The organism is Kibdelosporangium banguiense, assembly GCF_017876405.1.
GTDB lineage: Bacteria > Actinomycetota > Actinomycetes > Mycobacteriales > Pseudonocardiaceae > Kibdelosporangium > Kibdelosporangium banguiense.
Map to the genome: position 1 here is coordinate 3,908,513 of NZ_JAGINW010000001.1, position 12,616 is coordinate 3,921,128.

Sequence of the window (12,616 nt, forward strand, 5' to 3'; positions counted from 1 at the left end):
GGTCACTCCGCCGGAGGTGCGGTGGTGTCCTGGCCGGAGTCGTTCTCGGGGGTGTTGTTGTCCCCGGGGTTTCCGGTCACGTTCTGCCGGTAGGCGTTGATCTGTCGTGCGAGGACGTCGGTGGCGGCGAGTTGACGCTCTCGCATCGATCGGAGTTCGTCGATGCGGGTCTGGGAGTAGCCCATCTCTTCCCAGGCAGCCTCAACGGGGAGGATCTGAGCCTGGACGAGCTTTACGGCGGCGTCGGCCTGCTGGGCGCGCGTCGGGGTCGCCGGGTCGCGCCAGATGGTCTCCAGCTCCTGGAGATCGTCGTCCCAATCGCCTGTCTGGATGCGCTTGACGATGCGCATCGCCTCTTCCCACGCGCCGCCCCAAGCACGCTGGCGGCGCTCGGCCCGCTTGACGATGCGGGCCTCGTCGGCGCGGATGCCCTCGGCACTCGGCGGGTTTGCCGTGTTCTGGCCGAAGAAACGGAGCGGCAGGCCGGTGACGCTGGAGACCATCGCGGCGTAGTGGTCAACAATGGTCTTGAAGTTGCCGAGATCCGCCGCGGTGAACTGGTGGAGCTTCGCGTCCGGGTTCTCCAGTGCCCAGATGGCACCGAAGTAGGCGGCCCACTTTGGAAGGACCTTGCCGTCGGGGCCGACGAAGTCCTTCTCCTCGGCGCCGAGTACGGCGCGCTGCGGTACAGACAGGGCCTCGGTGGCCAGCTGTGCCAGTGTGAGCGCGCGAGCTGCGGCGTCCGTGAGGTCGATGACGTCCTGGAGTTCAGAGACGCCGTAGCGGTCTCCGGTCCGTGCGCGGTTTACCAGCGGGACAACCGGGACACGTCCCAGGAGGTGCTCGTCGCGGTCGACCTCAACCCAGCCCCGCTCTGAGCCGGTCCAGCGCTTCTCCGCCCAGACAGTGACCTTCGGCATGTAGAGCGTGGCCTTGTCGACCACGTGGCCGTTCTCGTCCTTGTCGCGGTAGAGCCGGAGCGCGACCGTGACCCTGCGGGTCTTCGGCGAGACCTCCGCCGTCATCTCCAGTGGCGACTCGACGGTGATGAGCGGCGTGCTCTCATCGTCCTCATTGGAGCCGACACAGATGTAGGAGCGGCCGTAGATGATCGCGTCGAGGTGAGCGAGCTGGCTCTCCTCGTCGAGATTGTTGGCCTGCCAGACATGCCATAGGTTCTTGTCGCGTTCGTGCTTGCCAGGGAGCCGGAAGCCTTCGAGGTCTATCCGCTCTTCCAGGCTGTCAGCCGTGATGCGGGGCCAGTTGACGCAGACGATGAACTGGCGCAGGTCGGGCGGGATAGCAATACCGAGGTGTTCGAGGTGACGGGTCCCCTCGTAGTAGTCGCCGTATCGAGTGAGCTTCACGGCGTCTCGTCTGAGCTGGGCGGAGAGCCGGTTGATCGTGTCCAGCTCGTACTTGGACAGGGACACGGAGCGTCTCCCTCCCTTCGCGTACGGGCCGCCGAGAGATCTCGGTGGCGAAGTGGTGACGCCAGTGCGTCAAGGGGGAATTGACGGTCAACTGAGGACCAGGACGCGCCTGGACCTCGCCTTCCCCCAGCCACTCGCGAGCGCGTCAGAGGCGGCCTCGTGGGCAAGCGCGGAAGCCATCGCTACGTCGATCTTCTGGTGGTCGGTCGGCTTCGTGAGGACGTACTTCTGGCCAGGGACAGCCTTCTTGCGCGCGTTCGCCACGTGGATCTCAGCGATCTTGCAGGCGTCATGCGTGAGCCGGCCGGAGGCCAGGTCCACTTCGAACCGGCGGAGCGAGTCGTACATGGCGGAGGGCCGGTTGGTCGCCCACTCCATGACGTGCTTCTCGCCGTACTTGAGCGACCACTCGCCGATCTCGGAGTACCAGTCGTGAGGGTCCGCGTAGAGGCGGCCGACGTTGAAGCGTGTAAACAACTCGTCGATGGCGGCATGGACTTCTTCGCGCGGGATCGAGCCGCCCCACTCGGCCGGGTTCCAGACCGTCGGCCGGTCGTCCGGGCCGTAGGTCGGCGTGAATTGCCAGCCGTCAGAAGTCTCGGCGCGGAGAGCCGTCCAGTCGTTGTTTTCGGAGCCGTCAAAGCCGAGGCAGACGAAAGCTCCGTCTACTGGGGATCTCTGCGCGTCCTCTGTCTCATCCCAGCGTCCCTCCGGGAGCCAAGTACCGGCGGCGTAGACGAGCCGGTTGCCGAAGAATCGCTCCGCCTGCTGGGGATCGACGCGGAGCAGCTCGGCGGCCTCGCCCTCGATGTCGTCGAGGTTGACCCAGGGGGACCCGGCGTAGACGGCGCGGAGGATGCGGCGCCGCTCTGCCTTGTTGCGGAAGGAAAGTGCGACGGGGGCCTGGGGGAAGTCGATGAAGATGTCCTCCATGCCGGACTCGTAGGTCCGCTGTGCCACGGAGTTCTCGGTGGGGTCCCACGCGTTCGTGGTCTCCCAGGCCCGACCACCCATGCCGGCCAAGCCGCGGCGCTGCGTCTCGGCCACCTTGACCATTCCAGTCGAGGGGACCCAGATGCCGGTCTCGTCCTGGGGAACGAACGTGACGCGGGCGCCGAGGCGTGAACGGGCGTTGCTCGTGACGGTGTCGATGCGTCCGTCATTCGGGAGGCGGATGAATTCTTCGCCGGTCTTGCGGATGATCTCGGCGAGCGGGCCGCCCTCGATCATCGGCCGGAGCGCGGCGTAGATGTTGGCCGTCTGCTCTTCCGACGTCGCGGTGATCTGGATGAGCGGCGTGGGCCAGTGCGTCCCCATGGGCTCGCCGGGCTCGTAGAAGTAGAGGAAGCCGCACCCACAGCCCCAGTCGCGGCAGTCATAGACCTCGTCGCCGGTTGCCCAGCCGTCGAGGAGCACGGGGCCGACGCCCTCAGCACAGACCACTGCGGACGTGAAGGGTCCCTTGCCGGTCTTCTGTGGACGGACGGTCTGCGACCGGCGATGGACGAACGCTGAGGCGTACTGATTGGCTCGGACGCCCTGTGCGGTTGGCTTGACGCGGTAGTGATTGAGGATGTTCCAGGCCTGCCAGCCTGACAGGATGAACGGGTCGCCCTTGGAGAAGCCGTCCGGGATGACGCAGTGGGCCTCGATCCAGTCGATGATCAGAAAGCCGAGCGTGGAGAAGTCGATGGGCGGAAACTCTGGCTGGGAGGCCATCGTGTAAACGGCCTCCCTTCTGGACTATGCGTCCTGAGGAGGCGAGACGACCTTGAATCGTTCGCGCGCCGAAGGACGGCTCCGTGCGGGCCGTGCGGCTGGAGACTGTCGGGTGAAAGAAGCCGTTGTGGCAGAAGGAGAGTCGGCGATCTTCCAGCGGAACCGGGCCAGTCCGACGAGCGAGAGGCCGAGGTTCTCCTGGAGCTGCTTGACGAGGTTCCGCAGGTTCGCGGCTGCGCCGGGCAGTTCGGCCTCGGCGAGGGAACGGACGTACAGCGCCACCTCGACCTCCATACCGTTCTTTTCCCACTGAGTGGCCTGGGGCGTGGTCCAGGCTCGTTCCCAGTGAAGGAGTTCCGCGGGGGATGCCGGGATGGAGAGTGGCCAGGTCGGTATCGGGCCGGTCCGCTCGGTGAGGATGACCCAGTCACCCTCGCGGTCGCGGCGAAGCGCGTTCAGATCAGGGGCCGGGCCAGATCGGCCACGGGCACCACCAGAGGACATGGTCACCTCCTAGTAAATGTGGATGTCGTTGGCGCGGATGGGAAGCCACGCCCGGCCGTTCCATACCCAGACGTCAGGGGATCGCCAGGTTTCGCCATTCCACATGTAGACCGGCTTGGCGTTGGGGTCGTCCAGCGTGAGCGCGCCGACGCCAGAGAACGTGAGCGGGTTCGGAGACCCGAAGTAGCCGGAGGAGACATGGGCGATGTCCAGTGGCCCGGATCCGGACAGAGACACGGATCCGGAGGTGGCGGGTGAGCCGAGGAGGGCGAGCGAGCCGGCGGCCCCGACGGGAATGGTGGTGTTTACATGAGGCAGAGCGGAGGACAACGCCAGGGATCCGGAGCCGGACAGCGCGACGCTCGGCGCCGTGGTGCCGAGAACCTCGACGGCCACCATGGACCACTGCTGTCCGGTCGGCGCGACGAGTCCGGTTGTCTTTGTCCCGAGCGCCCCGACGTTCGGGTAAACGCCGAAGTAGTCGGTCTGGGAAGCGCCGGAGTAGTAGTAGACCTCGGTTACCGGGCCCGCTGCTGTATTCCACGCCCGCGACGAGCCCGGTAGGGCGTTCCAGTCGGTAGTCGCGACGACGAGGGCTGAGTTCTCCTGCGTGGTCGGGACGCCCAAGGTCGGCAGCCACATGTCGTTCGCCTTCGCCGACGCGCCGATCCCGTCAGAGTTCCGGAACCGGAGGACCTTGAAGCTCACGTTGTTGTCGCCGGGGTTGCCACCTGCCGCTGTCATGGAGACCGTGAACGTATGGCTGGACGGCACCGACGATGTCCACACGACGGCTCTGCCGTAGTGCTCAATCGGGCCGACCTGCTCACGTGGCGTCCAGTTCACGCCCGATCCGCCGGTCGGCGTCGAGATCGTCCTGTTGGCGTCTCCGCTGGTCGCGACGAGGACCAGGACGTCGCCGGAGTCCGCCGTAACGGAGGTCGTGAGCGTGGTTGCGCTGGAGTACGCCCCGGGGCCGTAAGCGGCGACGAAGGTGGGCGGTTGAATTGCCAACAGAAGCCCTCCTCTCCGGTCCTGAACCTGGGCGTCAGTTCTGGGTGTAGGTCAGGGTGATCGTGTAGGTGCCGTTGGCCGAGTACGCCTGGGCCGTGACAGTGCCGCCGTCGAGGTAGTTGCCACCGGACGCGGCGTCCCACAGACCGATGCCGCCGACGGTCGCGCCGGACGGGATGTCGAGGGTGACGGTCGCCGTGATGACCCCATCGACCGTGCCGGGCGTCCATATGACGCTCTTCCGCGTCCCGGATATTTCGCCTGTTCCGGTGTTGCCTGGGTCTGTGGAGTGAGCGGCGACGTGAGTAGCTGCGTTGCCGTATGCGAGAGCCAGGTTCTCCCGCTGCTTCGCCGTGTCGATGGGCATGGGGCTCCTCGTGTTCGGGACCGAGAAATCTTGGTGAGACGGTCAGACGGAGGTGTCGATCCAGACGGTCCCGACGGCCGGCGACTCGGGTGGCGTCTTCCCGAGGTGGAGCTGGGATCGGAGGACGACGTCCTTGCGGAATGCCACACCGATCTCTTCAAGGTCAGGGCTCCCTCCGTCGGGGATCTCCTGGCGGGCGACGAGGCCCTGGCCGGAGTAGTCCCAGCGGGCCTCGACGGAGTCCGGGACGATCTCACCGATGTTGAACGCGCGGAACTGGCCGTGCCAGATTGGAGCGAGGGCGACCCACACGAGGGCCATTCGGTGACCTCCTGTGGTCTGGTCTGGTGATGACTTTGGGGATGTTTGAACCTGACTGACCCCGAGCCGCCCTCTCCACCGGTCTCCAGAGATCCCAGGGGAGGGGAGGGACCCCCAGGGGGAGTGCCGGCGTGATCCGATGGTCTGAAGCGTGCGCGTGTCAGCGAAGTTTCTAGAGGCCCGTACGACGCCATCCGTAGTTGCATCGCCGACACTGCGCCTCGATGCCGTCGTGGACAGAACCTCCATTTCGGACTGCTTTGATGTGACCACCAGTCGCAGGATTGTCGGCAGTGAACGGCAATCCACATCGGGCACAGTGAGTGACCTTGGCCTTGGCTCGTGCTGTGGCCTTGCGATGTGCGTGTCCGTAGCCACGCTTTGCGGCCGATCCGCGCTGAGCCTCGTATTTGCGTTGGCACTCAGCGCAGCGGGTCGAGGTGGTGGTCTCGTGGCATCCATGCTCGCGGCATACGCGCCTAGCCCTGGGCATGTGGGCCTACCTTCTGCCCTTCACTCTTGAGCGTCGCCGTCGGCCCTGTCAGGTTGAGGCAAATGGACGGACGTACGCCCCCAGTTCGACCACTCGGGAGCTGGGGGCGGAAGGTCTGGGGATGTGCCCCGGGTGCTCGTCGCCGGTGCACGGTGGACAGCCGGGGTAGGTCGCTACCAGATACACGCCCGGCTAGGTTCCCATAAGGGTAGTATGCGGAACCTAGACTAGGCGCTACCTGCGAAGACACGGATGAAGCGCCGGGCAGAAGCGGCGCGCTCCGTCGGTCGTCCTGCCTGACCAGGCATTACGTGATCAGCTAGGTTCCCATAACTACCCTTATGGGAACCTAAGCAGGCTCAGATACTCGCCGTGCCACCCTTATGGCCCTGGCATACGACCAGGCCCGTCGAGCGGTCGACGTGGCCGGCAGGAGCATTGCATTGGTAGCCCTCGGATGTGCGGGTCTGGCACTTGTAGCCGGCACGTTGGAGCGCACGCAGTGTGTTCGGCGGCGTCCTCACCACGGACTCCTTCCAGACAACGGAATATTGCGGAGAGTCAGGGAGTCGAACCCCGTAGGGCAGAGCCCGAACCCGCTTTCGAAGCGGGTGCCATCGCCGTGCGGCCACTCTCCATTGCTCCCAGACCAGGCCTCGAACCTGGGACCTGCGGACTAGCAATCCGCTGCTCTGCCATCTGAGCTATCCGGGACTGGTGCCCCCAGTACCGATGCGGGGCTCGATGGGGCAGAATGCGGCTATGCAGTCCGCCCGTTTCGGCACCGGTCGACGTGACGTCCGATGGAACGTCAGGTTCGCCGTCACCACACGGGCACACCACTGTATTCAGGCACTCGCCTCTCTGTTCGAGTCTATGTTCGAGGTCATCCTCGTAGCGGTCCTGCTGTCGGCGTTCATGCTGATATGGCCGTCGGAGAAGTTGAGCCTCCGTCCGCACCGAGAGGCTGGGATGATCAAGAGGCTGGTAAGAAGCCCTGATCACCCGCTGGCGACTGCCTGAACACGCGTGACTGTCGATAGTCATGCGTGGAACCATGCGTCGCCGGGTTAGCCCCGACGCGGTTCCCGCTCAACCTAGGCGGGGAACCGGAATGCATCCTCAACTCTTGTCTTTGCTCCAAACTTTGGCGACGCACGGCCCTTGGGCGATCTTTGCAACGTTAGTGATCATGAATCTGCACCGCTTCACTGAGGCCTACGATTCAGTGTCAGCGACGCGGTTGCGAAACAAGTCAGCGCAGCAGGTCCTCAATTGTGCGCTGGACGAAAAGCAGCGCGACCGTGCGCTCGTCATTTACCAGGGAGTCGTCGGATCGAAGGGGGGCGGCTTGATCACGCACGTGCCAAATGGAGCGAACAGGAGGCAGCGCAACGTGAACAAGCCGCCGCGCGTCGAAAAGAAACCGGGACGCCGCGGCCAGAACCCACAGCAGCGTCCGAAGCCGACCTGACGCGGGAAGATGAAGGCCCCGCCGGGCGCTCCACTCCGGGTAGCAAGCGGAGGAGCGCGCTCGACGGGGCGGCGGTCGGCTACGGGTATCGCGTACTGCCGATCGCAGGGCACGGGACCGGCCCGCGGCGCCCCCAGGGGCTCGCGTCGGCGGACCCAGAAGGTCCAGTGCTCTCTACTGGGTATATCGGCGGACGCTGTGACTCACCTCGTGTAAACGGAGAACCGACCTACGAATCGTCGTCACTTGCCCCGTGCAACGTCGATCTCATGCTGGATTGCTCTGTCGACGTCGAGTCCTAGTTTCATCACCCGCTGTTCTATCGGCTCGAATGCATCTTCGAGATCGGCGAAGGCAGCGAACGCCATCAGGTCGTCGGTCTCGGTCGCCAGCGTCGCCGCGGCTGTCCGCCAGGCCCGAAATTGCGCCTTGTTCACCGGCCGCGCCCAGTTGCGATAGTCCTCGACGGTGCGCCGCACATGATCGAACGGATCGTCGGGCTCAGGCGCCTGGATCATGCCGAGCACGGACAGAAAATCCCAACCGCGGTTATTCATGTCGTTGAAGACTGAGGCGCACTCCTCGACCATGGCCTCGATCTCGTCCAGGCGGTAGGTGACATGCTCGGCGAGGGCCTCGCCTATTTCCATCTGGTTGTCGATTCCAGAGACGGCGAGCAACTTCCGACCGATAAGCGCCTGCATGTCCATCCCGGCGCCGAGACCGGTCTCCTCTGGCTCCAGGTACTTCTTCAGAGTGTCCGGTGGGATCGGCGACGAATAGCTCATGCTGTGCACCGGCATCGTGGTCATCATCGTGCACACCAAGTAGATGTAGATCCTGGTTGCGCTTGCCAGTGTGGCCGGACGCAATTCGTCGCGGTGGTAGGTCTCATTGCGGTACTCGTGCAGTTTCTTCAATACCCGCGCTTGGGCTACGTCGAGGATGTTTTCCCGAACCAGCAGGTCGCACTTCGCATTGAATTCGCGCTCGATCTTCTTGCGTTGAGTCTTTGAGAACACCTTCCCGCGCAACTCGTCAACGTGCTTCTGGTCGCCGAATCCGCGTGCTAAGGACTCTTCGGCGCGCTTCAGCCACTCCCCATACTCCGCGCCCCAGCGTAGCAGGTAGTCGGTCTCGCGATACATCATGAGCTCAGCTGCCGAGTCGATCATCATCAGGCCCAGTCGAAGGTGAGGTTCATCCTGTGCCGTGCCGAAACGGATCGCCTCTTCGACATGCACCACGAGGCGCTCAAGCTGTTTCACGGCGTCAAGGGTGCCTGACGGCGAGCAGGCCGGCCACCCATTTGTCGGGGAACACCGCGTACTCGCCCGTCAACCGCTCTCACGGAGCCACCCTCGACAACAAGTCCGCCCCCAGCCATCCGCATCTGGTGTCGGCGAAACAAGGTGGGCACGTGTAAACGCAAAGAGCCCCCGCCTCCTAGTGAGGAGACGGGGGCTTTCGTCAACGGCACGCCCGACAGACGGACTGGAGGCCGTCGGGCCGGGCGGAGTTCCGGCCGAACTCGGCGACCGGCTTATCCGTTCGGCACGACGGGCACCGTTTGGCGGCCCGGATGATCCGCGGAACCCTGCTGGACTCGACGGCGCGGAGCCGTCGAGCTACAGCGTGCCGGATAGCGGACGCTGCGGAGGCCTTCTCGTCGGGGTCGGTGATGCCACCAACGAGTTCGTGGATGCTCAAACTCGTCCCTCCGGAGAAGTCCTTGCGTCCTCTCGTCCGGAGGCCCGCTCGACGAGGTTGCCGAGAACGAGGAGGCCGTACGCGACCCGGACAACGGCCAAGTCCCACACGGTCATCGTGCCTTGGCTCTCGAAGGTGAGGAGGCCGAGGTCCAGGAGGCGGTCGGCGGCGCTGTGGCAGAGCGTGGCGAGGCGCTTGGCACAGTTCTGGACAGGGGTCTTCATACCCTGGAGATCTGCGAAGCGGTGCCGCCGTGCTCACGATGCGGCGGTCTCCTCCTCGACGTTCACGACGGCGATGCCGTGGCGGTAGGTGTGCTCGGTGAGGCCGACGACGACCGGGGAATTCGCGACCATGGTCACGCGGCGCGGGTCCCACACCTTCGAGCCGTGGTTATCCGGCGCGGACCGGCGGACGGCGATCGCGGCGTAGTTCGCCCGGAGGAGGTCGCGGCGGGCCTCCGGGTTCTCGGCCGTCGCCTCCCACGCCTCGCGCATCGTGCGGCCGGTCTCGACGACCCGTTCGTTCAGCACGCGCGGAGCGTTGAGGGCCGCTTCGCGACGAGCCTGGGCGTTCTGGAGCGCCTTGAACGCCTCCGCGGTCGCGGCCTCCGACAGGGCGGCGATGGCTGTGGTGACGGCCTCCTCGGCGGCGGAGATCTCGGCCGCGCCGCTCACCTCGCGACGCTTCAGGTACTCCGGCCGATCACCGAACGTGCCGAGGAATGTGCTCTCGACGTGCTCCTCCAGGCGCGCGGACGCGACGTAGGGAGGATGAGGACATCCGCCGTTGCTGTCGTTCCGGCAGAAGTACATCCCGCGTCCGCCGTTATGCGCCTGGGAGAAGGCAAGGAGGCGGCCACAGGACGCGCACGTCGCGACGCCGGAGAGCCAGCGCGTCGAGTGACGACCACCCGTCGTGTGATCGCTGAACGACCGGCCCAGCTCCTGAAGCCGACGCTCGGCGGCCTCGTCCACCATCGCGCGGATCGTTGCGGACTCGTCCGGCGTCAGGATGGCGGGGACTGTGACGATGTCGCCGTTGGCGTCGACCACCGGCCTTTTCTGACCGTTCACTGTCTTGACGAGGTAGCCAGCCTGCGGGCCTCCGGTGAGGATCTTGCGAACGGTCGTCGACGACCACGCATCTGCCCTGCGCGGCGGATAGCCCTCGGAGGAATTGAGCCAGCGCGTGACGGCGCCCCAGCTCGCACCGGAGAGGATGCGGTCGGCTGCCTCACGCACGGCGCGGGCCTCCTCAGGGTGCTGTTCGAGGACGAGGCCCTTCCCGTTCGTCGCCTTCACGGGACGGAAGCCGTACGGGATCACTCCGCCGGACCAACGGCCGGATTCGCGCGAACGGCGATGCCGGGCGCGGGAGCGGTCGATCATGCGGACCCGCTCTCCGCGTGCAAGCTCGGCTGCGATGACGAAGCGGAAGCGGAATGTCGTCTCATCGCCTGCCGAGTCGAGGCCCTTGGTGTCGATCAGGCGCGCCTCCGCGCGGACGGGCTTGCCGGTTTCAGGGTCCTTGCCTTCGATCGTGTCCATGATCAGTGCGGCGACGTTGATGCCCTCACGGGTGAGCCGGTCGACGTGCCAGGTGACCAGGGTGGACGCGCGGCACTCCCGAGCGTCGTCGAGCCAGGCCGTGAACTCTGGCCGGTTCCGGACCGCACCGGAGATGCCGTCGTCAATGTGGATAGCGATGGGCGTGAGGTTGTCGGGGAGACACGCCTTGACGCAGTCCTCGACCATCCCGTCCTTCGAGAGGTTCTCGTCGCCGGCAAGCTTCGAGAGACGGACGTAGATGCTCGCGGTGTTCGGCGGAGCGGCGGGTAACGTGTGGCGCGTGGCCATCGGTAGGTCCTCCTGACGTGCAGCGATGGTTCATCGCTCACGTCTGCGAACCGCGATGGATTTGATTACCCATATGCGAAACGTTGACGGCGAATGGGACGAAGTGATGGCGGTGGTGAAGCGCGCCATCGAAGTACTGCAAGCCGACGCGCCGCGAGTGAGCCTCGTGCTCAAAGCGGACATCAGGCCGGGCTACACCGGGCAGATCACGGCCAAGGTCGAACGACTGGAGCAGCACCTTGATCAGTAGCCGGCAGATGTGGGTACTTTTCGAGACCTACCACGACGTCACGTACTTCACCCCCGAATCCAGGGCGGCGGCCGACAAACTGGGCTGCAAAGGCGGCTGGATGGGCTACTTCGGCATGCGGGCGGCGCCCCTGGGGGCCGTCCCGCCCGAAATGGTGATCTCGACGTTCTACAACTTCCACCCATGGATGGTCCGGCGCGCGATCCCGGACGCCTGGCAGATCGCCTCGCCAGCAGACTTTCTAGCGACCCGTCTCGCTGGGGTGGACGGCGCGCTCAAGCGCATGCTCGGGCCGGCTGTGTCGACTGTTTCCGAAGCCGCAGACCTGGCGCAGGAGGCGGCCCGGCACGCGCCGATCGCTGGGCGTCCTTTGGCTGCCGCGAACGCTGCACTCGAGTCGCCTTCGCAGCCGCATCTCGCTTTGTGGCAGGCAGCGACCGTGTTGCGCGAGTCCCGTGGGGACGGTCACGTCGCCGCTCTGGTCGCCGCGCAGCTTTCTCCGGTCGAGACGTTGGTTCTGTTCGCCGCGGAACGCAAGGTTTCTCAGGCGTACATGCAGAAAGCGCGCGGCTGGTCTTCGGAGGAATGGGCCGCGGCCGAGTCCAGGCTGAGCGACCGCGGCCTCCTGTCCGACAGCTCGATCACCGAGGCCGGAACCGCCCTGCGAGCCGAGATCGAACAGCTCACCGACGAGCTCGCTTCCTCGCCCTGGCACGCTTTGGGCGCCGAGAAGACGCAGCGCCTGGCAGAGTTGTTGCGCCCCTTGGTGAAAGTACTTGCCGACCAGAACGAAGCCATGCATACCAACCCTATGGCCATCGACGCACGGTCAGTTCTCGGCTAGGCCGTGCATCCTGCTTTGCTGGGATGGTTCCTGGCGTCGCCGCGCTGGTCGTCTTCGGGCATCTCAGCGGCGGCGCCGGAGCCGGCCCGGCTGATCTCGTTTCCTTGGGCGAGGTCGCTTAGGCGGTGGGCCTCTGCGCGTGCTCGTCCCCATGAGGGTTTGCACATGAGGGCTCCCTTAGCGGGTTTCCTGGATGCGGATCAAGTTGCCTGCTGGGTCGCGGAAGGCGCAGTCGCGGATTCCGTACGGCTGCTCGGTCGGCTCCTGGACTACCTCGGCGTCGCCGGCTTGCACCTGCTCGAATGTGCTGTCGAGGTCCGGGGTGGCCAGGAGGATCCAGCCGTAGGTCCCCTTGGCCATCATTGTGGCGATTGTGTTGCGTTCTTCGTCGGTGATTCCGGGGTCGGCGGCCGGTGGGGCCAGCAGGATGGAGGTGCCTGGCTGGCCGGGTGGGCCGACCGTGATCCAGCGCATCTTGCCCTGGCCCACGTCGGTGCGGACCTCGAAGCCGAGTACGTCGCGATAGAAGGCCACGGAGGCCTCGGGGTCGTCATGGGGGAGGACCGTCGTGTGGATGGTGATGTCCATGGCGATCATGCTAGGTGCGTCCGCGCGACTTGACTTCTTG

The 12,616-nt window shown here is 65.5% G+C and carries 12 protein-coding genes, 2 tRNA genes and 1 pseudogene; 3 read left to right on the forward strand and 12 right to left on the reverse strand.

Going from position 1 to position 12,616, the window contains the following annotated elements; translation table 11 throughout:
- Positions 1 to 2: 2 nt before the first annotated feature.
- The 8 genes from JOF56_RS18625 to JOF56_RS18660 all read right to left on the reverse strand — a co-directional run bounded on the left by JOF56_RS18625 (position 3) and on the right by JOF56_RS18660 (position 6,565).
- Positions 3 to 1,433, reverse strand: coding sequence for a phage portal protein (locus tag JOF56_RS18625; RefSeq protein WP_209639659.1), 1,431 nt, complete (start codon positions 1,431 to 1,433; stop codon positions 3 to 5).
- An 87-nt stretch (positions 1,434 to 1,520) separates the two neighbouring features.
- Positions 1,521 to 3,152, reverse strand: coding sequence for a terminase large subunit domain-containing protein (locus JOF56_RS18630; RefSeq protein ID WP_209639662.1), 1,632 nt, complete (start codon positions 3,150 to 3,152; stop codon positions 1,521 to 1,523).
- Between the two features lie 24 nt (positions 3,153 to 3,176).
- Positions 3,177 to 3,656, reverse strand: coding sequence for a hypothetical protein (locus tag JOF56_RS18635; RefSeq protein WP_209639665.1), 480 nt, complete (start codon positions 3,654 to 3,656; stop codon positions 3,177 to 3,179).
- Positions 3,657 to 3,665: 9 nt separating this feature from the next.
- The gene (locus JOF56_RS18640) at positions 3,666 to 4,670 is read right to left on the reverse strand and encodes a hypothetical protein (protein WP_209639667.1); all 1,005 of its coding nucleotides are present in this window, start codon (positions 4,668 to 4,670) and stop codon (positions 3,666 to 3,668) included.
- Between the two features lie 34 nt (positions 4,671 to 4,704).
- A complete protein-coding gene (locus tag JOF56_RS18645) occupies positions 4,705 to 5,037 on the reverse strand; it encodes a phage tail fiber protein (RefSeq protein ID WP_209639670.1) in 333 nt (110 codons plus the stop codon).
- 42 nt (positions 5,038 to 5,079) lie between these two features.
- Positions 5,080 to 5,358, reverse strand: a complete 279-nt coding sequence (locus JOF56_RS18650) for a hypothetical protein (RefSeq protein WP_209639673.1) — start codon at positions 5,356 to 5,358, stop codon at positions 5,080 to 5,082.
- 1,047 nt (positions 5,359 to 6,405) lie between these two features.
- Positions 6,406 to 6,488: transfer RNA gene (locus JOF56_RS18655), tRNA-Ser, on the reverse strand.
- A gap of 4 nt (positions 6,489 to 6,492) precedes the next feature.
- Positions 6,493 to 6,565 (reverse strand) — tRNA-Ser (locus JOF56_RS18660).
- A 478-nt stretch (positions 6,566 to 7,043) separates the two neighbouring features.
- Here JOF56_RS18660 and JOF56_RS18665 point away from each other — a divergent pair.
- Positions 7,044 to 7,325 carry a hypothetical protein gene (locus JOF56_RS18665; RefSeq protein WP_209639675.1) on the forward strand — a complete coding sequence of 94 codons (282 nt, stop codon included), beginning with the start codon at positions 7,044 to 7,046 and terminating at the stop codon, positions 7,323 to 7,325.
- Positions 7,326 to 7,567: 242 nt separating this feature from the next.
- On the opposite strand, the gene JOF56_RS18670 is transcribed toward JOF56_RS18665, so the two are convergent.
- From JOF56_RS18670 to JOF56_RS18680, 3 genes are all read right to left on the reverse strand, one after another.
- Positions 7,568 to 8,593 carry a hypothetical protein gene (locus JOF56_RS18670; RefSeq protein WP_209639678.1) on the reverse strand — a complete coding sequence of 342 codons (1,026 nt, stop codon included), beginning with the start codon at positions 8,591 to 8,593 and terminating at the stop codon, positions 7,568 to 7,570.
- A gap of 438 nt (positions 8,594 to 9,031) precedes the next feature.
- The gene (locus tag JOF56_RS18675; RefSeq protein WP_209639681.1) at positions 9,032 to 9,259 is read right to left on the reverse strand and encodes a hypothetical protein; all 228 of its coding nucleotides are present in this window, start codon (positions 9,257 to 9,259) and stop codon (positions 9,032 to 9,034) included.
- A gap of 33 nt (positions 9,260 to 9,292) precedes the next feature.
- Entirely contained in the window at positions 9,293 to 10,894 is a 1,602-nt protein-coding gene (locus JOF56_RS18680) for a recombinase family protein (protein ID WP_209639684.1), read from the reverse strand.
- Positions 10,895 to 10,973: 79 nt separating this feature from the next.
- On the opposite strand from JOF56_RS18680, the pseudogene JOF56_RS18685 reads away from it, so the two are divergent.
- Together JOF56_RS18685 and JOF56_RS18690 are read left to right on the forward strand one after the other, a co-directional pair.
- Positions 10,974 to 11,144: pseudogene (locus JOF56_RS18685) on the forward strand (thiamine-binding protein); the annotation flags it as partial.
- Positions 11,134 to 11,988 carry an SCO6745 family protein gene (locus JOF56_RS18690; RefSeq protein WP_245378297.1) on the forward strand — a complete coding sequence of 285 codons (855 nt, stop codon included), beginning with the start codon at positions 11,134 to 11,136 and terminating at the stop codon, positions 11,986 to 11,988. The pseudogene JOF56_RS18685 and the gene JOF56_RS18690, both read left to right, overlap by 11 nt.
- A gap of 177 nt (positions 11,989 to 12,165) precedes the next feature.
- Here the strand turns inward: JOF56_RS18690 and JOF56_RS18695 are convergent, their stop codons facing one another.
- Positions 12,166 to 12,585: a VOC family protein gene (locus JOF56_RS18695; RefSeq protein ID WP_245378298.1), complete on the reverse strand. Its 420-nt coding sequence runs from the start codon at positions 12,583 to 12,585 to the stop codon at positions 12,166 to 12,168.
- Between the last annotated feature and the right edge of the window lie 31 nt (positions 12,586 to 12,616).